This is a genomic window from Clostridium sp. NSJ-145 (assembly GCF_021044725.1).
Lineage (GTDB): Bacteria > Bacillota > Clostridia > Clostridiales > Clostridiaceae > Clostridium > Clostridium disporicum_B.
Genome location: NZ_JAJNOS010000015.1, coordinates 64,093 through 87,930 on the forward strand (window position 1 = coordinate 64,093; position 23,838 = coordinate 87,930).

General features: G+C 29.3%; 24 protein-coding genes, 2 tRNA genes and 1 other RNA gene. 22 read left to right on the forward strand and 5 right to left on the reverse strand.

Annotated features, from left to right (window positions below):
• Positions 1-124: 124 nt before the first annotated feature.
• On the reverse strand, positions 125-847 hold the full coding sequence (locus LQE93_RS13430) for a lysophospholipid acyltransferase family protein (RefSeq protein ID WP_231073989.1): 723 nt from the start codon (positions 845-847) through the stop codon (positions 125-127).
• A gap of 230 nt (positions 848-1,077) precedes the next feature.
• On the opposite strand from LQE93_RS13430, the gene LQE93_RS13435 reads away from it, so the two are divergent.
• From LQE93_RS13435 to LQE93_RS13465, 7 genes are all read left to right on the forward strand, one after another.
• Positions 1,078-1,851 carry a staygreen family protein gene (locus tag LQE93_RS13435; protein WP_231073991.1) on the forward strand — a complete coding sequence of 258 codons (774 nt, stop codon included), beginning with the start codon at positions 1,078-1,080 and terminating at the stop codon, positions 1,849-1,851.
• Between the two features lie 64 nt (positions 1,852-1,915).
• Positions 1,916-1,990, forward strand: a tRNA-Arg gene (locus LQE93_RS13440).
• 237 nt (positions 1,991-2,227) lie between these two features.
• Positions 2,228-3,532 (forward strand): PTS sugar transporter subunit IIC, encoded by a 1,305-nt coding sequence (locus tag LQE93_RS13445; protein ID WP_055266721.1) that lies wholly within the window; start codon positions 2,228-2,230, stop codon positions 3,530-3,532.
• Between the two features lie 92 nt (positions 3,533-3,624).
• Complete coding sequence (locus LQE93_RS13450; RefSeq protein WP_055266719.1) at positions 3,625-5,091, forward strand: glycoside hydrolase family 1 protein; 1,467 nt, start codon at positions 3,625-3,627, stop codon at positions 5,089-5,091.
• A 40-nt stretch (positions 5,092-5,131) separates the two neighbouring features.
• Entirely contained in the window at positions 5,132-6,034 is a 903-nt protein-coding gene (locus tag LQE93_RS13455) for a helix-turn-helix domain-containing protein (RefSeq protein ID WP_055266717.1), read from the forward strand.
• Between the two features lie 71 nt (positions 6,035-6,105).
• Positions 6,106-6,981 (forward strand): ROK family protein, encoded by an 876-nt coding sequence (locus LQE93_RS13460; protein ID WP_231073993.1) that lies wholly within the window; start codon positions 6,106-6,108, stop codon positions 6,979-6,981.
• 33 nt (positions 6,982-7,014) lie between these two features.
• Positions 7,015-7,842: an alpha/beta hydrolase gene (locus LQE93_RS13465; protein WP_055266713.1), complete on the forward strand. Its 828-nt coding sequence runs from the start codon at positions 7,015-7,017 to the stop codon at positions 7,840-7,842.
• Positions 7,843-7,880: 38 nt separating this feature from the next.
• Here the strand turns inward: LQE93_RS13465 and LQE93_RS13470 are convergent, their stop codons facing one another.
• A complete protein-coding gene (locus LQE93_RS13470) occupies positions 7,881-8,804 on the reverse strand; it encodes a DUF368 domain-containing protein (protein WP_055266711.1) in 924 nt (307 codons plus the stop codon).
• Between the two features lie 315 nt (positions 8,805-9,119).
• On the opposite strand from LQE93_RS13470, the gene LQE93_RS13475 reads away from it, so the two are divergent.
• From LQE93_RS13475 to ffs, 5 genes are all read left to right on the forward strand, one after another.
• Complete coding sequence (locus LQE93_RS13475; protein WP_055266709.1) at positions 9,120-10,364, forward strand: HlyC/CorC family transporter; 1,245 nt, start codon at positions 9,120-9,122, stop codon at positions 10,362-10,364.
• A gap of 260 nt (positions 10,365-10,624) precedes the next feature.
• Positions 10,625-11,071 carry a nucleoside deaminase gene (locus tag LQE93_RS13480; RefSeq protein WP_055266707.1) on the forward strand — a complete coding sequence of 149 codons (447 nt, stop codon included), beginning with the start codon at positions 10,625-10,627 and terminating at the stop codon, positions 11,069-11,071.
• A gap of 15 nt (positions 11,072-11,086) precedes the next feature.
• On the forward strand, positions 11,087-11,851 hold the full coding sequence (lgt, locus tag LQE93_RS13485) for a prolipoprotein diacylglyceryl transferase (protein WP_231073996.1): 765 nt from the start codon (positions 11,087-11,089) through the stop codon (positions 11,849-11,851).
• 207 nt (positions 11,852-12,058) lie between these two features.
• Positions 12,059-12,148: transfer RNA gene (locus LQE93_RS13490), tRNA-Ser, on the forward strand.
• A 3-nt stretch (positions 12,149-12,151) separates the two neighbouring features.
• An RNA gene (ffs, locus tag LQE93_RS13495) (signal recognition particle sRNA large type) lies at positions 12,152-12,416 on the forward strand.
• Between the two features lie 240 nt (positions 12,417-12,656).
• On the opposite strand, the gene LQE93_RS13500 is transcribed toward ffs, so the two are convergent.
• Positions 12,657-13,145, reverse strand: a complete 489-nt coding sequence (locus LQE93_RS13500) for a dihydrofolate reductase (protein ID WP_231073997.1) — start codon at positions 13,143-13,145, stop codon at positions 12,657-12,659.
• A gap of 2 nt (positions 13,146-13,147) precedes the next feature.
• Positions 13,148-13,993 (reverse strand): thymidylate synthase, encoded by an 846-nt coding sequence (locus LQE93_RS13505; protein ID WP_231073999.1) that lies wholly within the window; start codon positions 13,991-13,993, stop codon positions 13,148-13,150.
• A gap of 354 nt (positions 13,994-14,347) precedes the next feature.
• Between LQE93_RS13505 and dnaX the strand changes: the two genes are divergently transcribed.
• The 9 genes from dnaX to LQE93_RS13550 all read left to right on the forward strand — a co-directional run bounded on the left by dnaX (position 14,348) and on the right by LQE93_RS13550 (position 22,097).
• On the forward strand, positions 14,348-15,973 hold the full coding sequence (dnaX, locus tag LQE93_RS13510) for a DNA polymerase III subunit gamma/tau (RefSeq protein WP_231074001.1): 1,626 nt from the start codon (positions 14,348-14,350) through the stop codon (positions 15,971-15,973).
• Between the two features lie 99 nt (positions 15,974-16,072).
• A complete protein-coding gene (locus LQE93_RS13515) occupies positions 16,073-16,417 on the forward strand; it encodes a YbaB/EbfC family nucleoid-associated protein (protein ID WP_055266699.1) in 345 nt (114 codons plus the stop codon).
• Between the two features lie 204 nt (positions 16,418-16,621).
• Positions 16,622-17,218 carry a recombination mediator RecR gene (gene recR, locus LQE93_RS13520; RefSeq protein WP_055266697.1) on the forward strand — a complete coding sequence of 199 codons (597 nt, stop codon included), beginning with the start codon at positions 16,622-16,624 and terminating at the stop codon, positions 17,216-17,218.
• Positions 17,219-17,565: 347 nt separating this feature from the next.
• Positions 17,566-17,814 carry a DUF2508 family protein gene (locus LQE93_RS13525; RefSeq protein ID WP_055266695.1) on the forward strand — a complete coding sequence of 83 codons (249 nt, stop codon included), beginning with the start codon at positions 17,566-17,568 and terminating at the stop codon, positions 17,812-17,814.
• 61 nt (positions 17,815-17,875) lie between these two features.
• Positions 17,876-18,124 carry a pro-sigmaK processing inhibitor BofA family protein gene (locus LQE93_RS13530; RefSeq protein WP_055266693.1) on the forward strand — a complete coding sequence of 83 codons (249 nt, stop codon included), beginning with the start codon at positions 17,876-17,878 and terminating at the stop codon, positions 18,122-18,124.
• Positions 18,125-18,501: 377 nt separating this feature from the next.
• A complete protein-coding gene (locus tag LQE93_RS13535; protein ID WP_055266691.1) occupies positions 18,502-18,675 on the forward strand; it encodes a hypothetical protein in 174 nt (57 codons plus the stop codon).
• A gap of 126 nt (positions 18,676-18,801) precedes the next feature.
• Positions 18,802-19,878: a pyridoxal-phosphate-dependent aminotransferase family protein gene (locus tag LQE93_RS13540; protein WP_055266689.1), complete on the forward strand. Its 1,077-nt coding sequence runs from the start codon at positions 18,802-18,804 to the stop codon at positions 19,876-19,878.
• A gap of 32 nt (positions 19,879-19,910) precedes the next feature.
• The gene (locus LQE93_RS13545) at positions 19,911-20,825 is read left to right on the forward strand and encodes a D-2-hydroxyacid dehydrogenase (RefSeq protein ID WP_231074002.1); all 915 of its coding nucleotides are present in this window, start codon (positions 19,911-19,913) and stop codon (positions 20,823-20,825) included.
• 27 nt (positions 20,826-20,852) lie between these two features.
• Entirely contained in the window at positions 20,853-22,097 is a 1,245-nt protein-coding gene (locus tag LQE93_RS13550; protein WP_055266685.1) for a DUF1015 domain-containing protein, read from the forward strand.
• A gap of 128 nt (positions 22,098-22,225) precedes the next feature.
• Here the strand turns inward: LQE93_RS13550 and LQE93_RS13555 are convergent, their stop codons facing one another.
• Positions 22,226-22,918, reverse strand: coding sequence for a 5'-methylthioadenosine/adenosylhomocysteine nucleosidase (locus tag LQE93_RS13555; RefSeq protein WP_055266683.1), 693 nt, complete (start codon positions 22,916-22,918; stop codon positions 22,226-22,228).
• A gap of 188 nt (positions 22,919-23,106) precedes the next feature.
• Here LQE93_RS13555 and LQE93_RS13560 point away from each other — a divergent pair, with 188 nt between their 5' ends.
• Complete coding sequence (locus LQE93_RS13560; protein WP_055266681.1) at positions 23,107-23,826, forward strand: tRNA threonylcarbamoyladenosine dehydratase; 720 nt, start codon at positions 23,107-23,109, stop codon at positions 23,824-23,826.
• The last annotated feature ends 12 nt before the right edge of the window (positions 23,827-23,838 follow it).

A 23,838-nucleotide genomic window follows, 5' to 3' on the forward strand; every position in this document is an offset into this window, starting at 1 on the left:
GCTATTTATTAATAACCAAATAGACTATTGTGTTATTGTGTCATTAAGAGTAAATGGTATTTGAAATGCCATTTACTCTATTTTTTTATAAAAAAATGACTTGAATATTCAAGCCATTTTTAAATTACTTAGGTAATTTTGAACAAATTATTTCTTCAATTTTAGATGGTAAATTATCAATTTCCTCTTTAGTTAATGAAGAAGTATCAATTGGAGCATGAATTGTTAGCTCTACATTTGCAGGTTTGATCCAAGGTCCATTACCATGTTCCATGATTTTATAAGAACCATTCATAGTTACAGGTATAACTGGAACTTTTGATTTTGTAGCTAATTTAAAGCTGCCAGCTTTAAATTCACCAGTTTTATCTCCACGACTTCTTGTACCTTCAGGGAAAATAACCATATTATAACCGGCTTTAAGATTTTTAATTCCATGAATGATAGCTTCGCTAGATTTTCTAAGACTGCTTCTATCCATGAACACGCACTTCATTAATCTCATCCAAGTTCTAACTAGTGGAATTTTTTCAGTTTCTATTTTAGCAACAAAACCTATTAATATAGGTATAGTAGAAAGATATATTGGAATATCAAAGTTACCTTGATGATTACCTATGAATAATACAGTTTTATCATTAGGTATATTTTCAATACCATTAACATTTATTTTTACACCAGCTATCTTCAATAGTGATTTAGCCCAAAGACTTGTGCATTTATGAATAAGTTTCTTACTTTCTTCAATTCTATCTTTTTTTATTAAGTAGTTAACTCTAAAAACAAAAGGTATGCTTATTATTAAACTAATAGCAAACCAAATAAACCAAATTATAGTTCTAATCATATTCAATTCAACCCCTTAAATTTATAAACTTATTTAAAGTATACTATAAGTAAAATTTAAAATCTATGCTTTTATTGGTTGAAAGTATAGTTATAAAACTTTGAAAATAGCAACTTTCTTAAATTTTAAATACCAAATTAAAACAAAAATAAAGGATAATATTTGTAGTGAACAATAAATTTTAAAAACATATAATGAAATTAACTAAAAATTATAAGAGGAGACTTAAAGTGTCTAAATTTATTCCGGAAAAATTATTTGTAGAATATAAAGACATAGATATAAACAATAAAAAAGATAGAAAATATACATTAACTCATTCTGATGAAACAGCAGATTTATTTTTAACTATAGATAAAAAATATAACTATGAAAAAACAAATGAAACAAGAGATGAAGTATTAGCTGAATGGAAAGAGAGTGATGGGAGATATACATTAAAAGTATATCTTCAAATAAGTTTAGATTCAGATTTGTCTAAAACTATTATTAGAGATAAGATTTTTAGAGAAGAGCTTCCATTAGCGTTAAAGGCAATAGTTTATGGAGATAAAGAATTCTTAAAAGAAAATTCGGAGTTATATAAAGCTAAGGTTATAGTTAGTTTTAAGTCAGATACACCTAAATACAACAAGGTTGAAGAGTGGGGAATAGTTTTAGATTATTTAGAGGATTATAGTAGATGTAATAAGAGTATATCAAAATTATATGTGAGAGATACTAAAAATAATGAAATAGAAGAAGCTTTAATAAGAACTTTAGCATTATATATAAAAATTCAAGTAAATATTTTTGCTGGTAGAGACGCTACTTATTGTTTGAGAGATGCAGAGTTATTATATTCTAAAAAAATAAATAAAGATGATTATTTACAAGATGAATATGAAGTAGCTATAGGACTAAAAATAGGAATTCCTACACCAATATATAATAATTTTATTATAATATTCTTAATTAAAGATAATGTGATTAATATCAAAGATTCTAAGATGATAAATATGTAAAATAGGCAAAGTAGAAAAATTTGACATATATAAATAGATGTAATAAAATATATTTAGCTAGTGTGCTCTCATAGTTCAATGGATAGAATAGTCCCCTCCTAAGGGATAGATACAGGTTCGATTCCTGTTGGGAGTACCAGTAAAAATCCACAACCTTAATAAAAAGGATTGTGGATTTTTTTTATATAAGTAAGAATTCGAATATAAGTAAAGTTGTATGAAAATTTCACTTTTTGAAAAAACAACATATTTGTATAATATATAATTTAAGTAAAGGTTTTAATTTTTTAAGGTCTTTTTTTGAAAAATCACATACCCAATATATGTAAACGATATTAAAATTTAAATTGTAAACAAATAAAAGGGGGAGAAAAAAATGAGTTTTTTTGACAAATTTCAAAGCGGAATAGAAAAAGTAATGGGACCTTTTGCTAATGTAGTATCAACTAATAAGTTTATAAGAGCATTAACAGCTGGGTTTATGGCAACTATGCCAATTTCTTTAGGAACAGCAGCAATTGCAGTATTAGGAAATCTACCTATTACTCCATGGCAAAATTTCTTAGTAAGTATGGGACTATATCAAGTTGCACAAGATTTTATATCATTAACGTTATCATTATTAGCTATTTATGTAGTTATAAGTATTTCTTATAACTATACAAAGATTGAAGGAAAAAATGCTATCACAGGAGCAGTAGTATCAGCAGCAGTATTTATTACATTAATGCCAATTAAAACTTCAGAAATTGATGGAGTTATGGCTACGTCATTGTTGACAAGTAATATGGGAAGCAATGGTATTTTTGTTGCTATGATCGTAGGTCTATTAACACCTTGGATTTTTTGTAAATTAATGAATAAAAACTTAAAATTAAAACTTCCGGATTCAGTACCACCTATGGTTGCTGATTCATTAGCACCAACATTTGTTGCAATGATCTTATTCTTTGGGGTATTCATGATTAAATGGGGTATTTCTTTAACATCATATGGAGATATATTTACATTTATAACAGAGGTAATTTCTAAGCCAGTTATGTATTTTGGTACATCACCTTGGGCATTGATTTTTATGTATTGTTTTATGAATTTATGTTGGTTCTTTGGGATTCATCCAAGTCCTATATTGAGTTGTTATATACCAGTTTTAATGGCAGCAGGTACTGCAAATACAGAAGCTTTCTTAGCAGGACAAGCATTACCATACTTAACATTCTCTATAGTAGGTGCGGCAGTATATGTTGGAGGAAACGGTAATACTTTAGGATTATGTATTGCGACGTTGTTTGCAAAATCTGAAAAGTATAAATCAATGAGAAAGTTAGTTATACCAGCAAATATATTTAATATTAATGAACCAATTATTTTTGGATTCCCAACAATGTTAAACCCACTATACTTTATTCCAATGGTATTTACATCTTTAGCATCTGGGGCTGTAGCAATATTATTAGTTAATATTCTACCAGTGACATTAAATCCAACTATATCTTTACCATGGGTTACTCCTGGATTTGTTAGTTCAGTAATGAGTGGTGGATTAAATCTATTATTAATATGGGGAGTATCAGTAACAATTCATTTCTTAATGTACTTACCATTCTTTATGGTAGATGATGCTAATGCTTATAAAGATGAACAAGAAATGTTAAAGGCAAGTGAAATTGCTGCTGATTAATATAAAAGGAATAAAGAAAAGTTGAATTTTTATTAATTCAACCTTTCTTTATATTGAATATTGAAATTTAAAATGGTGAGAGGAGTATTATTATGAGTTTTCCTGAAGGATTTTTATGGGGAGGAGCTACAGCTGCTAACCAATATGAAGGTGGATATATTAGTGGAGGTAAAGGATTAGCGACTGCAGATGTAATTACAGATGGTGATCAACATACACCGCGAAAAATAACAATTGAATTAGAAGATGGAACAAAAAAGGCTATAAATAGATTTGAAGATTTACCAAAAGGAGCTAAGGCATACATAGATGAAAATATATATTACCCAAGTCATGTAGCAACAGATTTTTATAATCATTATAAGGAAGATATTGCATTAATGGCTGAGATGGGATTTAAGTGCTTTAGAATGTCTATAAATTGGTCAAGAATTTTTCCAAATGGCGACAATAAAATACCAAATGAAGAAGGTTTAAAATTCTATGATGATGTATTTGATGAATTACTTAAGTATGGAATTGAACCTGTAGTAACAATTAATCATTTTGATATTCCATTAAATTTAGCTATTGAATATGATGGATGGTTAAATCGTAAGACTATTGGTTTCTTTGAAAGATATTGTGAGACTATATTTAATAGATATAAGAATAAGGTTAAGTATTGGATGACATTTAATGAGGTTAATTTCTTAAGAGATTATACTACATTAGGAATAACTGAAGCATCAAATTTACAGAGGCAACAACAAGCTATCTATAATTTATTATTAAGCAGTGCAAAGGTTGTTATTTTAGGCCATAAGATTAATCCAGAATTTAAAATAGGATTGATGGTAGCAAATATACTATTTTACCCTGAAACTTGCAATCCTAATGATGTAATAAAAACTATGGAACTAGATAGAGGATTTAAGGATTTTTATTTAGATGTACAAGTTAGAGGATATTATCCATCTTATAAGCTTAAAGAATTAGAAAGATTAAATATAACCTTAGAAAAAGAGGATGAAGATGATGAGATACTAAAAGCAGGTACAGTAGATTATATAGCATTTAGTTATTATAACTCTGGTGTTGTTTCAACAAAGGAAGATAAGAATAAGACTGGAGGAAATCAATTAGGAGGAGTAAAAAATCCTTATTTAGAAGAATCACAATGGGGATGGCCTATAGATCCTCAAGGTATAAGAATAGTATTAAATAGATTATACGATAAGTATCAAAAACCATTAATGATAGTAGAAAATGGTTTAGGGGCAATAGATAATGTTGAAGAAAATGGATCAATAAATGATGAATATAGAATAGATTATTTAAGAAAACATATAGTTGAAATGAAAAAAGCTGTTGAATATGATGGAGTAGATTTGATGGGATATACACCATGGGGATGTATTGATTTAGTATCAGCTGGTACTGGAGAGATGAAGAAGAGGTATGGATTTGTTTATGTTGATATGGATGATAAGGGAAATGGAACATTAAAAAGAAGTAAGAAAAAATCATTTGAGTGGTATAAGAAGGTTATTGAATCTAATGGAGAAATACTTGATTAGTAGTTAATAAAATTTATTAGTGAAATGGGGAGAGGTTATTATGGTAGATGTTCAAGAATCGGATCAAGTTATAAAGGTATTTAATGTTGGTGATACTGTATATTTTGAATATAAAAATGAGTATGAACCTTTTGAAAAGATAGGTGAACCATGGATAAATGATCCCCATAATATATGCACTTATTGTGATCAATTTTCAACTGGTAACGGGGTAATTGGGAGGCATTGGCATGAGTCTCTAGAAATAATATATATGGTCCAAGGCAGTATTGAAGTTACTACGGCGAATGGAAATATATTAGTAGGTGATGGAGAGGCAATTGTTATAGGTGGAACTACATTGCATGGCATAAAATCAATAAGTAGTAGTGGTAATCATCAATGTCTACACATTAAGTATGATTTCTTATTAAAATATTTAAATCGTGATGATTTTACATTAAAGATATTCAAGATAAGTAATATATCAAAATTTTTGTTTTATTATGAAAATGTTATAAAACATATAGAAGTTAATAATTATATTTCTCAAATGAAATATAAGGCTAATCTATTATTATTATTAACTACTATTGTTGAAGATGAGAATTATGCTAAAGAGAATATTGTTACTAGTAATTTTAATGATACGATAAATAAAATAATTTACTATATAAATTTTAATTATAAAGAGAATATAACTTTAAATTATGTAGCTGAAAAATTTAATTATACGCCACAAAATATTTCAATATTATTTAAAAAGTGCTTGGGAAAAACATTTCATAAATACTTAACAGAAATAAGATTAGAGAATGCAGTACATTTACTTTTAAACTCAGATAAAAAAGTTATAGATATATCTTTAGAGTGTGGCTTTCCAAATGAAATGGCATTTATAAATAAATTCAAATTGAAATATAACATGACACCTAATGCTTATAGAAAAAACAAAAGTAAATGATAGGATATAAGCTTCAGAATGAAAGTAATGAATATTAAATAAAAAGACTTGAGATTATGAGGAGAAAAAGAATGTATTTAGGAATTGATATTGGAGGAACTTTTATAAAATATGCATTAATAGATGAGAATAATAATGTAGTAGAAAAGTGGAAAAAGCCTTCTGAAATGAAAGAAAGTAAAGATGAATTTTATGATTATTTATGTGATGGCTTAGAGAATTATGAGTATGAAGCGATAGGTATATCAGCACCTGGAGTAATTGATAGTAATTCTAATGTATTATCTAAAGCAGCTCCCAATGTATGCGTTATGTGTGGCACAAATGTAAATGAAGAGGTATCAAAAAGGACAAGCAAGAAGGTTTACACTCTTAATGATGCTAAAGCAGCAGGATATTGTGAGTTTAAAATAGGCAATGGTAAAGGGACTAAGTCTAGTGCTTATTTTGTAATTGGAACTGGAATTGGTGGATGCATTTGTGATGACCGTGGAGTTATCAAGGGGATGAATGGTATAGCAGGAGAATTTTCCCCTTTATTATTAGATTATAAGAATGGAAAAGGAAAGTTTTTTGCTACAATTGCTTCGATGTCAGCTTTAATTGATATTTATAATAGCAAAACTACTGAATGCTTAAAATATGGTACAGACGTATGTGAGAAGTATTTAAATGGTGATAAAATAGCAGTAGAAGCCATTAATGATTGGGTAGATAACATTTGTGTAGGTTTATATAACATTGTTTTATTCTTTAATCCTCAGGTCATATGCTTAGGTGGTGGAATTAGTGAAGAAGATTGGTTTATTGATCTTGTAAGAAAAAAATTTAGTAGTATGAAGGTATATTTTATGGATATATGTACTACTAAGATTGAACGTTGTTTATATAGCAATGATTCAAATATTTTAGGAGCAGTTTTATATGCAAAAGAAAATATAGCATAATAATTTTTGATAGATGTAAAAGGGGAGAATACTATGGCACAATTAAAAGTAGACTTTATGTCAAAAACATTAATGAGAACAGTTAGTATTAATGTTATTTTACCTGTAGATAAGTTGGTGTTTGATAAAGAGGAAGAAGTTAAACCTTTTAAAACTTTATACTTACTACATGGTATATTTGGAAATAATGGTGATTGGATTAGTGGAACAAGAATACAATCATGGGCTCAAGAAAAGAATATAGCAGTAGTAATGCCTTCGGGAGAAAATAAGTTTTATATAAATAATGAGTACACTTGTGAGAGATTTAGCGACTTTATAGGTGAAGAACTAGTTGAAATGACAAGAAGGATGTTCAACTTATCTCATAAGAGAGAAGATACTTTTATAGCTGGATTATCTATGGGGGGATATGGAGCCATAGTTAATGGACTTAAGTTCTATAATACATTTGGATATGTAGCAGGACTTTCATCAGGACTTGTTTTAGATGAAGTTGTATATGGGACAGAAGAAGGAATAACGGCTATGATGGGTGGTCGCCAATATTACACAGGGGTATTTGGTGATGTATCAAAGATAAAAGGAAGCGATAAAGATTATGAAGCATTAGCTAAGAAATTATCTGGAGTAGAGGCAGCTCCTAAGATATACTTATGTTGTGGCACTGAAGATTTCTTAATAGATGCGAATAGACAGTTTAGAGAAGTATTAATAGAAAATGGTTTTGATGTAACTTATGAAGAGGGACCAGGAGAGCATAACTGGTATTTTTGGGATGAATATATTTTAAAAATATTAAATTGGCTTCCATTAAGTGAATCAGTTCAAGGTATTAATAGTGGAAATGTAGGGATATAATAACTTATATTAATTTGAATATAGAAAAAGGAGCTTAATTAAGCTCCTTTTCTATTTTTAGATATATTTTTAGTTTCTTTACTTTCAAAAACTACTTTTAATCTTTCTAATCCTAATATTAATGCTCCACCAATAATGAAGAATATAAAGCTAAAGCTTGATAAGTTCATAGCTGGTTTTGCTACTTCTAAAGTTGTAGGTCCCATAAATATTGCATATAGAGAACCAATCATAAGTCCTAATATTAAATATACTGTTTGAGATCTGTATTTCTTTAGTACGAATTTAATAACTTTTATTGTTGTTGCTATACCAGTTAATACTCCTAAACCGAATATTATTAATATTGGTAAGTAAGAGAAATTAAAAGTAAGAACTTCTTTTACAGCACCTATTATTCCGGTATAAAGTCCAAATATTAAAAGTAATGTTGAACCTGATATACCTGGAAGTACCATTGCAGAAATAGCTATCATACCAGCTACAAATACAAATATACCTAATCCGATTGACAAGCTATCTAATGAAAGGTTAAGACCACCATTAGAAGATGCTGGATTGAAGTAAGTAATAAGAGCTACTATAGTGATTCCTATAATAGTAAATAAAATATTTTTGTATTTTCCAACTATAGAATCCTTCTCTTGACTTATTATTAATGGAATTGAAACTACTATAAATCCAGTAAATAAAGAACTTATTTTGTAGATTTGAGCATCGAATATTGATGATAAGAATAGTACTGATAATACCATTCCAGTAACCCAACCAATTCCTAATTTAAATAAGAAAATTAAAGAGTTCTTTTTGTTATCCATATTATCTCTTGATATCAATGAGTTTAGTGAATTTATAAAATCATCATAAAAACCAAGTATAAATGCTATAGTACCACCTGAAACTCCAGGAACACTATCAGCTAAGGCCATAAAAAAGCCACGAATAAAATTAATAATAAACAAATTATCACCTCAAAATTATGTTAATTTATGTTATAAGAAACATTTTAAATCAAATACTAAAATTAAACAATAAGATAAATTCAAAATCTTGGATTTTGTAAATAGAACTTTCTAGGATTTTGGATTTTAAAGTTACATAGAGTGTACTACTATTAACGTATGTGAATAGTGAGTTATATTTAAAGTGTTAAAATATTTATAAATTGTATTAAATATGAATTTACATTTAATTTATTGGAAATTTATATCATATAATTTTAGCGTATGATATAATTAAAAATAAAATATTTTTGTAAATTAGGAGAGTGATTATTTTTGGACACGAGTCTCATATGGCAGATAGGAATACTAATAATTTTGCTTATCATGTCAGGATTTTTTTCAATGTCAGAAACAGCACTAATGTCTTTAAGTAAAATTAGGATAAGGCATATGGTGGAAGAGGGAGTAAAGGGGGCTAAGCTAGTTGAGAAACTAACGGAAGACCCAAATAGGCTTTTAGGAGCGATACTTATAGGAAATAACGTCGTAAATATAGGTGCATCTGCGCTTGCAACTACTATTGCCACGAAAATATTTGGTTCGGCAGGAGCAGGAATTGCAACAGGTGTAATGACTATATTAGTACTTATTTTCGGGGAAATAACTCCAAAGTCTATAGCAAAGCAAAAATCTGAAAAGGTTGCTTTAAAGGTAAGCAAGATAATCAATGTGATTGTTAAAATACTAAAACCTTTTATAGGTATTTTTACTGCTATATCTTCAATATTTATAAGATTATTTGGCGGAGATCCAAAGGCAAGTGAACCATTTATAACAGAAGAAGAATTAAGAACCATGGTTGGTGTTAGTGAAGAGGAAGGTGTATTAGAAGATGTTGAAAAAGAAATGATTTTCAATGTTTTTGATTTTGCCGATGCTCATGTAAAAGACGTAATGGTTCAAAGAGTAGATGTAATAGCTGTGGATATAGATGCAAGCTATGAAGAAGTTTTAGATATAATAAAGACTGAACAATTCTCAAGAATACCGGTATATAATCAAACCATTGATGATATTGTGGGAATATTAAATGTAAAAGACTTAATTATGGCTGAAAAAAATTCAAAACCTTTTAAGGTATCTGATTACATGAGAGAGCCATATTATACTTTTGAATTTAAGAAGATAAAAGAACTTTTCAAAGAAATGAAGAAGACTAGAAATCATATATCAGTAGTATTAGATGAGTATGGTGGAACTGTTGGAATAGTTACTATAGAAGATTTAATAGAAGAAGTCTTTGGCGATATAGAAGACGAGTATGATGATTATGAAAAAGAAATAGAAGTAATTAAAGAAGATGAGTTTGTAGTTGATGGAAGTGCAAGACTAGATGATATAAGTGAACTTATAGGTGTTAATATGGAATCAGAAGAATTTGATTCCGTTGGAGGCTTAGTCATTGGAGAATTAGGAAGATTCCCAGAGCAAAATGAAGAGGTTCAATTAAACAATATAAGGTTCGTAGTAGAAGAAGTAGATAAAAACAGAATCAAGAAAGTTAGAATATATACTTAAATTAAATAAAGTGCGAGCTAAGGCTCACAAGTGAAAAGTCGACTTCGTCGAGGTGAAAAGGCTACTATGTAGCAGGGAAAAGTTAACTATGTTAAGGGGAAATGCTACTATAGTAGCAGAAAAAAGTATTTCACCTCGTTAGAGATCCTTTCTCTATTGACGTAGGCAATATTTTTCCCGCAGCTTCAGCTGACTTTTTCTCTTTGACGAAGTCAAACTTTTCAACAAAGTGCTTTGCACTTTATTTTTATGGTGATTTTATGAATTTTATGGATTTAGCATTAGATGAAGCACAAAAGGCATATGATTTAGGAGAAGTTCCTGTTGGAGCTGTTATTGTTAAAGATGGAGAAGTTATAGCTAAAGCATGTAATATGAAAGAAGCAATGAAGTTATCTACAGCTCATGCTGAGGTTTTAGCAATAGAAGAGGCCAGTAAAGCTATAGGTGACTGGAGATTAAATGGATGTGATATGTATGTTACGTTGGAACCTTGTGCGATGTGTGCTGCGGCAATAGCTCATTCTAGAATATCTAATTTGTATATAGGGACTTTTAACATTGATATGGGTGCTTGTGGAACTGTGATTAATCTTTTAGATTATGATATATTTAATAGTAGAGTTAATACTAATTGGTGTTATGATAAAAGGTGTAGTGATATGCTTACTAAATTTTTTGATACACGAAGAAAGAATAAAAAATAGAGAGGAGTTGATTATGTGAATCCAGTTGCTTTTGAAATTGCTGGAATGCAAATTAGATGGTATGGAATAATTATCGCTTGTGGTGTTTTAGCAGCTTTTGGAGTTACATATATAACTGCAAAGAAGAAAGAATTAAATTTTGATATTATTATCGACGGATTTTTATGGAGTTTTCCTTTAGCTATAATAGGGGCTAGGGTATATTATGTTGCCTTTGAATTTGAAAATTATCATTCAATATGGGATATGATTAATATTAGAAATGGTGGAATAGCTATTCATGGTGGACTTATTGCTGGATTATTAACAGCTTATATATTTACTAGAGTAAAGAAAGTTAATTTCTTTGAATACATCGATGTTGTAATGCCAGGAGTAATATTAGCACAAGCTATTGGAAGATGGGGAAATTTCATGAACCAAGAAGCTCATGGTGGACCGGTTACAGAACAATTTATAAGTAAGTTTCCTCAATTCATTCAACAAGGAATGCTTATAAATGGAACTTATTATCATCCAACATTTTTATATGAATCTATATGGGATTTATTAGTTTTTGCAATACTTATTTATATTTTATATAAGAAAAAGCAACAACATGGTATTGTTTTGGGAAGTTATATGATACTTTACTCTGTTGGAAGGTTCTTTATAGAAGGATTAAGAACTGATAGTTTAATGTTTTTTGGTTTAAGAATAGCCCAAATAGTTAGTTTAACTGGAATATTGTTAGGTATAGTAGTTATAATTTTTGCTTGTAAGAAAAAAACTAAAAAATAGGATTAATTTACATGATTAGCATAAAGAGCATTATATATAAATATATTTATGTATAAATGCTCTTTTGTTATATAAAAATGAAATGTAATGGGCAATATAGAAGAAGATAATTAGGTTGACCTTTTTTAAGTTGTATGTTAACATATGTGTATAATTAGATAACGTGTCAAAACGTTAAAGTCTAGAGGAATTTATTCTAGTAATTATGGAGAGATGTCCGAGTGGTCGAAGGAGCACGCCTGGAACGCGTGTATAGGGGAAACTCTATCGTGGGTTCAAATCCCACTCTCTCCGCCATAGCCGTGCTAGATGGGGAGTCAGCGGTGCCCTGTAACCTGCAATCCGCTATAGCAGGATTGAATTCCTCACCTAGGCTTTAGTCTATATGGTCTGCCCCTATGCAAGTGATGTTGAGGGTGGGGTCCCACGCGACTTAAGACTATGAACCTCGTCAGGTCCGGAAGGAAGCAGCGATAAGTAGCCCCTGAGTGTGACGTGGATAAATCTAGCCTGAGTTAACTACATAGGTAACGCATATAGATTACTGCCGAAGTGAGGTGCACGGTTTTCATTAAACCTTTCTATAGGAAAGGCTTTTTTAATGTTTAAGAAAGTTATTTGAAATTAAGAATTTGACTATAAATTCTTGAATCTAAGAGATAATAGAAAAATTAATATATATTATCTTTTTATAAAATTTGGTTACTCTTCAATAGGATTAACAATATAGGACAAAAAACAATAGGACAGGAAAATAGGGACATTTCTTCTTACTCAAGAAATATCCCTATTTTTCTATGCTTTTTTATTTTTCTAAGTTTATAAACTGATAGTTTATATTGCTTTTTTCATCAGTGAATATTTCTGATTCAAAAGTAATGTTCCAGTTATTATAATCTATTTCAGGGAAAGTGGTATCTCCTTCGAAGTTTTTAAAAACTTTTGTTAAGTAGATTTTATCCACAGAATTAATAAACTGATTATAGATTTCTCCTCCGCCAATTATAAACACTTCCACAGGAGAATTTTTAAAATTGTTGATAATATCGTTGATATTGTGGATAACTTCTACAGAAGGATTATCCACAGTGTAATTTTTATCTCTTGTCAATATTATGTGTTTCCTGTTAGGGAGAACCCCTGGTAATGATTCAAATGTTTTTCTACCCATAACTATTGTATTACCAGAAGTAATTTTTTTAAATCTCTTTAAATCGTCAGATATATGCCATAAAAGTTTATTATCTCCACCTATAACATTATTCTGTGCAATGGCAACTATTAAACTAATCATAATTATATCCCCAATTCAAATTTTAGTTGTGGTTTAACTGGCTCATAATCTACCATTTCAAAATCATCGATTGTGAAGTCATAGAAGTTTGTTTTACCTTCTTTAAGTATTAACTTAGGTTGTTTATCACTAGGTGTTCTAGAGATTAATTCTTTAGCCTGTTCTATATGTCTATCATAAATATGTAGGTTATCTACAACGTGCATAAATACTCCAGGCTTTAATCCAACGTGTCTAGCTACCATCATCATTAACGCTACATATTGAACTTTGTTAACATGACCTGCAACACAATAATCAGAACTTCTTTGATGAAGGGTTACATCAAGGAATTCTCCTCTAACAGACCACACAGTAAGAAAAGCACAAGGATGTAATCCTTCAGTTTCTTCGAAATCTGAATATTGATATAAATCTATAATATGTCTTCTAGTGTAAGGTTCATTTTTTAATCCTTTTAGTAATTTGTTCATTAGATCATATTTTCTAACAGTAGCACCATATCTTTGGCCTATTGTATTAGAGTTATTTACTTCCCAGTCTCTCCACCACATAATTCCGTATTTTTCTTCTAATACTGATAAGTCATTGCTTTGGTCTTGATATATCCATAGAATTTCTTTGATAGCTGATTTCCATGCTGTAGGTCTTAAAGTAGTAATAGGAAGTTCTTCTTTAGATATATCGTACTTTTCAACAACTTGGTTTATATATAGTGTATGAGCAGGAGTCCCATCTTTATATTTAGGTCTTATTTTGTGACCTTCTGTACTTGTTCCGTTTGTAAGAATTTCGTTTAATGTATTTTTAAATAATTCATCTGTTTTTGATATAAAGTTTTTAGTCATAGGTTCACCTCGAAAATCTATTTTAATATCATTATAGCATAGTTAATATTAAGAATAATTATTAATAAACAAATATAAAAAGAAACACAAAAAGTTAATTTAATAACATAAACTTGGATATAAATAACATTATAATGTTAAAAAAATAACTATAAAAATTTGAGATAAGAAAGATTGTATGCATAAAAATTAATAATTATGCATATGGGCTTTTTGCTATCTGTTAATGTTTTTTAAGACTAGTTTTAAATAAAGTAGATGTTTAAATTTTGGATTAGGGAAAAATCTTTAACTATTAATAAATATTGGGTATAATAAAAGTAGATTAAATAGAGATAAAATGAGGTGAATCCCTTGGCATATACTGCTTTATATAGAGAATGGAGACCTAAAACGTTTTATGATGTAGTAGGGCAAGAACATATTACAACTACATTAAAAAATCAAATTTTAAATAATAGAATAGCTCATGCGTATCTTTTTTGTGGAACAAGAGGTACAGGAAAGACATCAACTGCGAAGGTTTTTGCAAAAGCGTTAAATTGTTTAAATCCTAAAGATGGAGAGCCTTGTAATGAATGTGAAATGTGTAAAAAGATAAATGAGGGGTTAGCAATAGATGTTACAGAATTAGATGCAGCTTCAAATAATGGGGTAGATAAGATTAGAGATATTATAGATGATGTTAAATATCCACCTCAAGAAACTAGATTTAAGGTATATATAATGGACGAGGTTCATATGCTTTCAGCTGGGGCTGTTAATGCTTTCTTAAAAACATTAGAAGAACCACCAAGTAACGTAATATTTATTTTGGCAACAACAGATCCTCAGAAACTTCCTATAACTATCCTTTCAAGATGTCAAAGATTTGATTTTAAGAGAATAAGTAATAGTGATATAACAGATAGACTTAGAAAGATAGTTACAGAACAAGGTGTTATGGCTGACGATAAAAGTTTGAACTTAATTGCAAGAATTTCTGATGGAGCAATGAGAGATTCTTTAAGTATATTAGATCAAGCAATTTCTATGGGAAATGGGAATGTTCAATATGACACTTTAATAGGTATGCTAGGCCTAGTAACAAATGAGCATTTATTTAATTTAACAAATGCTATTATTCAGAGAAGTGTTGAGAAGGCTATAGGAGTAATAGAGGATGTAGTTTTTTCAGGAAAAGACATTTATTTGTTTATAAAAGATTTAATATCTCATTATAGAAATTTACTTATGGCAAAAGTAACTAATAATCCAGAAGAAGTATTAGATATGTCAGAAGAAAATATAGCACTTATCAAAGAGCAGTCTGCAAGATTAAGAGCTGAAGAAATAATGAGATGTATAAGAATACTTCAAGAAGCTGAGGGAAATGCAAAATTAAGCAAACAAGCAAGATTATATTTAGAATTGGCTATAATAAAAATGTGTAAAATAGAATATGATACATCTAATGAAGTAATATTATCAAGATTAAATAAATTAGAAGAAAATTTAAAGAGTGGTAATATTAAAGTTGTGGCAACTGAAGGTGTCAAAAGTGAAATAGCAAATACAAAGCAAATTGTTGCTAATAAAGCAGTTAACAAACAACTTAGTTCTACTTCTCAGAATATTCAAGGTGGAAATAGTAATTCTACATTAAGTATTAATGACGTTCAAAAGGCTTGGAAAGATATATTAGATAGATTTAAGGCTAGAAGAGCTATGATAATATATGCTTCTATATTAACTGGAAGACCTGTAGCTTGCTCAAAGGGAATAGTAACTATTCAATTTGATAGTGATTATAAGTTAAGTAAAGATAGATTAGATAAGGCTGAATACAAAAGCGTGATTAATGATATATTCTCAGAAGTATTAAGAGAAGAGGTTAAAGTTAATTTTATTGTAGAAGAAGAAAATAAAGGTGAAAAGCGTACAGAAGATATATTAGTAGAAACATTTGGCGCAGATTTGGTTGATATTATAGATGAATAAGAGTCATTTAGAATTATATTTTTAGATTATCGCTTATAGTAAAATATTTTAAAATAATATATAATAAAGAATATATTTTTATTTCAAGGAGGATATGTTATGGCAAGAGGTGGATTCCCAGGTGGTTTCGGTGGAGGAAACATAAATAACCTAATGAAGCAAGCTCAAAAGCTTCAAAAAGAAATGGCTCAAGCTCAACAAGAGTTAGAAGAAAAAGAATTCGAAGCTTCAGTTGGAGGCGGAGCTGTATTAGTTAAAGTTAATGGTAAGAAGGAAGTTCTTTCAATAAAAATTAAAGAAGAAGTAGTAGATCCAGATGACGTAGAAATGTTAGAAGATTTAGTACTTAGCGCAGTTAATGAAGCATTAAAGAAAGCTGAAGAAGAAACAGCTAACAAAATGGGTAAATTAACTGGTGGAATGAATATACCGGGAATGTTTTAATATATATTAGAGGCATACAAAGTAAAATCTTTGTATGCCTTATAAATTAAGTGAGACTCAAAATCTGCGATTTTGTTAATCGAACTTACTCCTATGAACGTAGTGAATAGTGAGTTTCATTTAGATTCAAAATCTAGGATTTTGTTAATCGAACTTAACTGAAAGTTAAAATTTATGATTTAAAACAAAGGAAGGAGGAGTAATATGGACTTTTATCCAGTTGCCATAGAAAAATTAATTGAAGAATTTGCAAAGTTGCCAAGCATTGGTCAAAAGACTGCTCAAAGGTTAACATTACATATATTAAATTTGCCAGAAGAAGAGGTAAAAGAATTTGCAGATGCATTAGTTAAGGCTAGAGGAACAATAAAATATTGTTCTATATGTGGAAACTTTACAGATAAAGATCCTTGTGCAATATGTTCAAATCCAAGCAGAGATAAGAATGTCATATGTGTAGTGGAGCAACCAAAGGATATAATGACTATGGAGAAGGTTAAAGAGTTTAACGGAAGTTATCATGTTCTTCATGGAAATCTTTCTCCAATGCAAGGAAGAGGGCCACAAGATATAAAATTAAGAGAACTTGTTGCAAGAATGAGTGCTGATGTAAAAGAGGTTATAATAGCTACTAACCCTAATGTAGAAGGTGAAGCTACTGCTATGTATATATCAAGAATACTTAAACCTTTAGATATTAAGGTTACAAGAATAGCATCTGGTCTACCGGTTGGTGGGGACTTAGAGTACGCTGATGAAGTTACACTTTCAAAAGCACTAGAAGGAAGAAAAGAAATATAGAAGTACTTAGAATATAAAAGTTGAAACAATATATATAATTAAGCACTGACTTGATAATATAAGAATTTTTATCATTTATCTCATAAAAATTACTAAAGGATTAGAACTAGCTTAGGCTCAGAAAAGTAAAATTTTTTAACGTAATTTTTATTACATAAATAATAAAGTTCTAGATAATATCCAGTGATAAGTTTACATATATATATTATTTCAACTTTATTTTTATAGGTATATTATGAAGCTGAAAATTCATTTAGGGAGTTTTAAATGTATTTAAGTTAAGTATTATGAATAGAATTTACTAATAATGTTAATAATAACAAGTAAAAATATTTTTAGGAGGTTCTATGATTAAAAAGAATATATTAGATTTTCTGTTAATTAAATATGAAAAGGAAGAACGTATAAGTCAGCAGATATTAACAGAGTTAAGAGAAACAATTAATGAAATGGAAGCTGCTGAAAGTCTATTTAATAATACTAACGATCCTAGACTTATAGAAGCAGCAATATATAAAGAAACAGCTGCTAAAAAAAGATTTGATTATTTATTTAGCATTGCCAAGGAAGAATATGGAGAAATTATAGAAATATAACATATAAACTGGTATAATATAGCATAATATTAATTGTGTAATATTATATGGAGGTTATATTATGGATATGGAACTTATTATTTACGGACTAGTAGGTTTAGCTTTATTATTTTTGGTTATAAAGTTACTTAAGTGGCCGATAAAGATACTTATAAATGGACTAGTTGGGATAGTATTATTATACCTAACCAACTACATAGGTGCATATTTTAATTTTTCTTTAGTAATAAACCCTGTGACAGCACTTATTGCTGGATTTTTAGGAATACCAGGGATAATATTTTTAATAATATTTAAGTTGTTTTTTTAAAACTACAGGGAACCTATTTTGGATAGGTTCCCTGTAGTTTCATAGATGGGAGTTAGAATATTTTGAATTGCCAATGAGTGAAAAGCTCTTATATAAGCATTTTATGGAGTAATATAAAAAGTGTTACTATAAAAAAATCAGGGTGTAAGCACTACATCCGCTTACACCCATTATCATAAATAATCATCATATATGATGATTATTTATGATATTAATTTATCCAATGAATATATAAATATACGTGTAAATTCTTGTAAGTTATAATTTAAAATTATATAATCTTAAGAGAAATACAATGCTTATATAAAGTTATAAGAGTAGATTTAGAGTTAATAATAAATTTAGCTTTTTAAGAAATACAAAAAGGAGGAATGTTTATGGCAGCTGGAAATGGAGTTAATTGTGCATATTGCCCTGAACTTAAGAAAGGGACTTGTGATGGAAAAGGTGATGGATGTGTATGTTATAAGTGCCCTAGACATTTAGGTCAATGTATATGTGTTAAATATTGTAGAGAAACAGAATCAGTATTAATTTTTGATGAGGAATAGATATTAAATAAATCTTATGTGGAAACATAGGATTTTTTTTATTGACAATATTTCATAGGAACAATAATTAATTAATATAAATATTATAATAAAAATAAGATTATATAAAAGAAAAGGAGGCAGAAAATGCACAAGAAACTTTTTATACCTGGACCAGTAGAAGTTAAAAAAGAAGTATTGGAAAAGATGGCCACTCCTATGATTGGGCATAGAAGTAAGGAAGCATCAGAATTACAAAAATCTATAAGCGATAAAATGCGAAAGTTATTTTATACAGAAAGTGAAATATTATTATCCACCACATCTGGAAGTGGACTTATGGAAGGAGCTATAAGGTCTTGTACAGCAAAAAGAGCAGCTGTATTTTCTGTTGGAGCCTTTGGGAAAAGATGGTACGAAATGGCTGTGAGCAATAATGTTCCTGCAGATATTTATGAAGTGGATAAAGGGAAGGCTTTAAATGTTAATGAGATAGATAAAGCTTTATCTACAGGGAAATATGATTTTTTAACAGTAACTCATAATGAAACTTCTACAGGGATAATGAATCCAATCGAAGAAATTTCAGAGGTGGTTAAAAAATATCCAGAGGTTGTATTTGCTGTTGATGCAGTAAGCTCTGCAGCTGGAAGTAAAATTGAGGTAGACAAATATGGAATAGATATATGTATAACTTCAACTCAAAAAGCCATAGGATTGCCACCTGGAATGGCAATATGTACTTTTTCTGATAAAGCAATAAAAAATGCTGAGAAGGTTAAATTTAGAGGAACATACTTGGATTTATTAGCTTTATATAAATATATTAAAAAGAAGGATTATCAATATCCATCAACACCATCAATTTCACATATGTATGCACTTGATTATCAATTAGATTATATTTTAAATGTAGAAGGACTAGAAAATAGATTTGCAAGGCATATTGAAATGGCAAATGTAGTTAGAGAGTGGGGAAAAAAATATTTTGAGTTATTTCCAGATGAGAGATATATATCAAATACTTTAACTACTATTAAAAATAATAGAAATATAAGTGTAGCAAATTTAAATAAGGAATTAGGCAGAAGAGGATTCCAAATTTCTAATGGATATGGGGATTTAAAAGAAAAAACATTTAGAATAGCTCACATGGCTGACTGTACAGTTGAAGATATAAATGAATTACTAAGTCATATAAATGATATATTACAATTGAAATAGCTTGCAATTGTAGATAAAAGGGGGGGAATTATATGATTAAAGTATTAACAAATGACGGCTTAAAACAAGAGGCTATTGATAATTTGAAACTATTGGGGATTGAAGTTACTAATTATCATTATAGTAAGGAAGAATTGAAAAATATTTTAAAGGATTTTGATGTTATTACAATAAGATCGGCAACTAAGATAGACTCTGATATATTAGATAGTTTAACTAATAAAAGTAACCTTAAATTGATAATAAGAGCAGGTGTAGGAGTAGATAATATAGATGTGACCTATGCCAATAAGTTAGGGATAGAAGTTAGAAATACACCTAATGCAAGTTCAGATTCTGTAGCAGAACTTGCAATTGCTCATATGTTTTCAGTTGCTAGATTTTTGGCAGATTCAAATTTTACTATGAGGATGGGTAGTTGGAATAAAAAAGAGTATGAAGGTGTAGAGCTTGCAGGAAAAACTCTGGGCATAATAGGAATGGGACGTATAGGAAGATCATTAGCTAAAAAAGCATCAGCAATTGGTATGAATGTGGTGTATTACACAATCGAAGGTAAGTATGATGACCTTACTTATAAGTTTGAATCATTAGAAGATTTATTAAGTACATCTGATTTTATTTCATTACATGTTCCTTATGATAAGAAAACAGGATGTCTTATTGGTAAGAAGGAATTTGAGTTAATGAAAGATGGAGTATATTTAATAAATTGTGCAAGAGGTAAGGTAGTAGATGAAGAGGCATTGGTAGAGGCTTTAGATAATGGAAAAGTGGCTGGTGCAGGAATAGATGTGTTTGAGCAGGAGCCCACATTAAATAAAAAGCTTATAAATCATAAGAGAGTGAGCGTAACTCCTCATGTTGGGGCATCAACTAAAGAGGCGCAGGATAGAATAGCTAGTGAGGTAGTAAATATAATAATAGATTTCTTTGATATAAAGTAGTTTTTTAGAAGGAAGTGGTACATTAACATGGCTATAATAAGACCTTTTAGAGCATATAGACCTGTAAATGATTTAGTTGAGTATGTGGCAGCTCCACCATATGATGTTGTTAATAGTGAAGAAGCTAGGGCGTTAGTAAAAGATAATAAGTACTCTTTTTTAAGAGTTGATAGAGGGGAAGTAAATCTATCTAAAGACATATACAAATATGATGATAGAGTATATGAATGTTCTAGAGATTTATTAGATAGTATGATAAAAGAAGGAATATATATTCAAGATAAAGAGCCTATGTTCTATATTTATAGGCAGATTATGAATGGAAAAAATCAAACAGGATTAGTTATATGTGCATCTATAGAGGAGTATATAGAAAATAAAATAAAAAAACATGAAAATATAAGGGATGATAAAGGTATAGACAGAGTAAAGCATATAAAATATTGCAATGCTCATACAGGGCCTATATTTTTGGTTTATAGAGAAAATAAGTCTATAACAGATATTATAAATAAATATATTAAACTTAATCCTATATATAATTTTGTAGCTGATGATAATATAACTCATGTTGTTTGGAAAATTGATAACAAAGATGATATAAAATATATAACGGAATCATTTTATAATATAGAAAATTTATATATTGCAGATGGACATCATAGGATAGAAGCTGCAGCTAGAGTTGCTATGGAAAATAAAAAAAATAATAATAAAGATAATTTTAATGATGAAATAAATTATTTTTTAGCTATAGCCTACCCTGACAGTGAGGTAAATATATTAGATTATAATAGAACGATAAAAGATTTAAATGGATACACTAAGAAAGAATTTTTAGAAGAGGTATCTAAAAAATTTAAAATTAAAAAATCTGATAACAATAAGCCAGTATCGCCAGAGAGAAAGCACACATTTGGTATGTATATTGATAAAGAGTGGTATATACTCGAAGCTAATAGAGAAATAATAAATGAAAAGGTAAAGAGTGAGGAATTAGATGTATCAATTCTTCAAAATAATATACTAGCTCCTATCTTAGGAATAGATAACCCTAAAAAGTCAGATAGAATTGAATTTATTGGAGGAATAAGAGGGCTTAAGGAGTTAGAAAAAAGGGCTGATACAGATATGGCTGTTAGTTTCTCGTTATATCCTATTGAGATGAGCGATATTATGAGCATTGCAGATGAAGGTGGAATTATGCCGCCAAAATCAACATGGTTTGAGCCAAAGCCAAGGAGCGGAATTTTTATACACAAGTTTAATTAGTGGTAAATAACAAGTTAACAGTGACAAGTAAATAAAAAAACTGCTTATGCAGTTTTAGAAAAAATATTTTTAAAGTCAGCAATGCTGACTTTAATCATTTAATTTATCACTTGTCGGTTTTAACTAAATTAAAGTTTTGTTATCATTGACTTTAATATAAATGTAGAATTCTTAACTCCGATAGGTGTGAATTTTTCAAAGTCCATATGAGCTCCGTTATTTGCATTATCAGATATTGATCTAATAACTACAAATGGTATTTTGTTTAAGTAACAAACGTGAGCTATACTTGCTCCTTCCATTTCACAAGCTAAAGCTCCAAATTCAGCTTCAAGCCATTTGATTTTGTCTATAGAAGCAACGAACATATCACCAGAAACTATTCTTCCAGAGAAAGTTTTAAAATCTGTAGCTTCTTCACAAGCAGCTTTAGCAGTTTCTATAAGTTTAGCATCACATTTGAAATCAAATGTATCTAATCTTGGGATTTGCCCCATAGGATCTCCAAAGGCTGTTGTATCCATATCGTATTGAACTAAGTTTTCAGCTATAACTACATCTCCAGGATATATATCTTTTCCTATACCACCAGCAACACCAACATTGATAACTGCTGAAACATTATATTCAGATGCAAGAATTTGAGTACATATTGCTGCATTAACCTTACCTATACCACAAACAACAGCTACAACCTCTTTTCCCCATAGCATACCTTTGTGGAATTTCATATTTGCTTTAACTTGAACATCTTCTAAGCTCATATCTTTTAAAAGAATTTCTAATTCTTCAGACATAGCGCCTATTATACCTAATACCATAATAAGTCCTCCTATAATATAATTTAAAACAATATTAGTCTACGAATATTATAATGGTTATTTTAAATTTTTAGTAGCTTTCTATTAAATTTAAATAATATCTTTTGTTATTGTAAGAAAAAAACATTGTATATGAAAGTATTATGGTCTAAAATAGTAAAAAATAATACACAAAGGAGAGTAAGACGATGTCATTAAGTCCAGTATGTAGAACCGGATTACTTATAGGAAATGAAGGATTAGATACATTAGCTAAATCTAAGGTAATAGTATTTGGTGTTGGTGGAGTAGGAAGCTTTGTAGTAGAAGCACTAACTAGAGCTGGGGTAGGAAATTTAATTTTGGTAGATAATGATACAATATGTATTTCAAATTTAAATAGACAAATTCATGCTACACGTAATACTGTTGGTATGATAAAAGTTGAAGCTATGAAAGAAAGAGTTTTATCGATTAATCCAGACTGTAAAGTAGAAGCAAAACAAGTATTTTTAACAGCTGATAATCTTGAGGAAATAATACCAAGTGATGTTGATTATGTAGTTGATGCTATAGATACTGTAACATCAAAGTTAGCTTTAGCTAAGTATTGTTATGAAAATAATATAAAAATTATGAGCTCTATGGGAACAGGAAATAAAATGGACCCAAGTCAATTTAGAGTTACAGATGTATTTAAGACAAAGGTATGCCCTCTTGCTAAGGTTATGAGATCAGAGCTTAAAAAGAGAGGTGTTAAAAAGTTAAAGGTAGTTTATTCTGAGGAAATGCCAATGACACCAGATAAAGGTGATGCTGTTCCATCAGGTAAAAGACAAACTCCAGGTAGTATGCCATTTGTTCCACCAGTAGCTGGAATGATAATTGCAGGAGAAGTAATAAAAGATTTAGTTGGAATAAATAAATAAATAAATAAATAA

Excerpts from the sequence above, each read along its gene's own strand:
- LQE93_RS13515 (WP_055266699.1), top strand. The coding sequence starts at position 16,073 with ATGGCAAGAGGTGGATTCCCAGGTGGTTTCGGTGGAGGAAACATAAAT.
- LQE93_RS13550 (WP_055266685.1), top strand. The coding sequence starts at position 20,853 with ATGGCTATAATAAGACCTTTTAGAGCATATAGACCTGTAAATGATTTA.
- LQE93_RS13480 (WP_055266707.1), top strand. The coding sequence starts at position 10,625 with ATGAATTTTATGGATTTAGCATTAGATGAAGCACAAAAGGCATATGAT.
- LQE93_RS13535 (WP_055266691.1), top strand. The coding sequence starts at position 18,502 with ATGGCAGCTGGAAATGGAGTTAATTGTGCATATTGCCCTGAACTTAAG.
- LQE93_RS13460 (WP_231073993.1), top strand. The coding sequence starts at position 6,106 with ATGTATTTAGGAATTGATATTGGAGGAACTTTTATAAAATATGCATTA.
- LQE93_RS13525 (WP_055266695.1), top strand. The coding sequence starts at position 17,566 with ATGATTAAAAAGAATATATTAGATTTTCTGTTAATTAAATATGAAAAG.
- LQE93_RS13500 (WP_231073997.1), bottom strand. The coding sequence starts at position 13,145 with ATGATTAGTTTAATAGTTGCCATTGCACAGAATAATGTTATAGGTGGA.
- LQE93_RS13450 (WP_055266719.1), top strand. The coding sequence starts at position 3,625 with ATGAGTTTTCCTGAAGGATTTTTATGGGGAGGAGCTACAGCTGCTAAC.
- recR (WP_055266697.1), top strand. The coding sequence starts at position 16,622 with ATGGACTTTTATCCAGTTGCCATAGAAAAATTAATTGAAGAATTTGCA.
- LQE93_RS13430 (WP_231073989.1), bottom strand. The coding sequence starts at position 847 with ATGATTAGAACTATAATTTGGTTTATTTGGTTTGCTATTAGTTTAATA.
- LQE93_RS13530 (WP_055266693.1), top strand. The coding sequence starts at position 17,876 with ATGGATATGGAACTTATTATTTACGGACTAGTAGGTTTAGCTTTATTA.
- LQE93_RS13540 (WP_055266689.1), top strand. The coding sequence starts at position 18,802 with ATGCACAAGAAACTTTTTATACCTGGACCAGTAGAAGTTAAAAAAGAA.
- LQE93_RS13555 (WP_055266683.1), bottom strand. The coding sequence starts at position 22,918 with ATGGTATTAGGTATAATAGGCGCTATGTCTGAAGAATTAGAAATTCTT.
- LQE93_RS13455 (WP_055266717.1), top strand. The coding sequence starts at position 5,132 with ATGGTAGATGTTCAAGAATCGGATCAAGTTATAAAGGTATTTAATGTT.
- LQE93_RS13545 (WP_231074002.1), top strand. The coding sequence starts at position 19,911 with ATGATTAAAGTATTAACAAATGACGGCTTAAAACAAGAGGCTATTGAT.
- LQE93_RS13560 (WP_055266681.1), top strand. The coding sequence starts at position 23,107 with ATGTCATTAAGTCCAGTATGTAGAACCGGATTACTTATAGGAAATGAA.
- LQE93_RS13505 (WP_231073999.1), bottom strand. The coding sequence starts at position 13,993 with ATGACTAAAAACTTTATATCAAAAACAGATGAATTATTTAAAAATACA.
- LQE93_RS13445 (WP_055266721.1), top strand. The coding sequence starts at position 2,228 with ATGAGTTTTTTTGACAAATTTCAAAGCGGAATAGAAAAAGTAATGGGA.
- LQE93_RS13465 (WP_055266713.1), top strand. The coding sequence starts at position 7,015 with ATGGCACAATTAAAAGTAGACTTTATGTCAAAAACATTAATGAGAACA.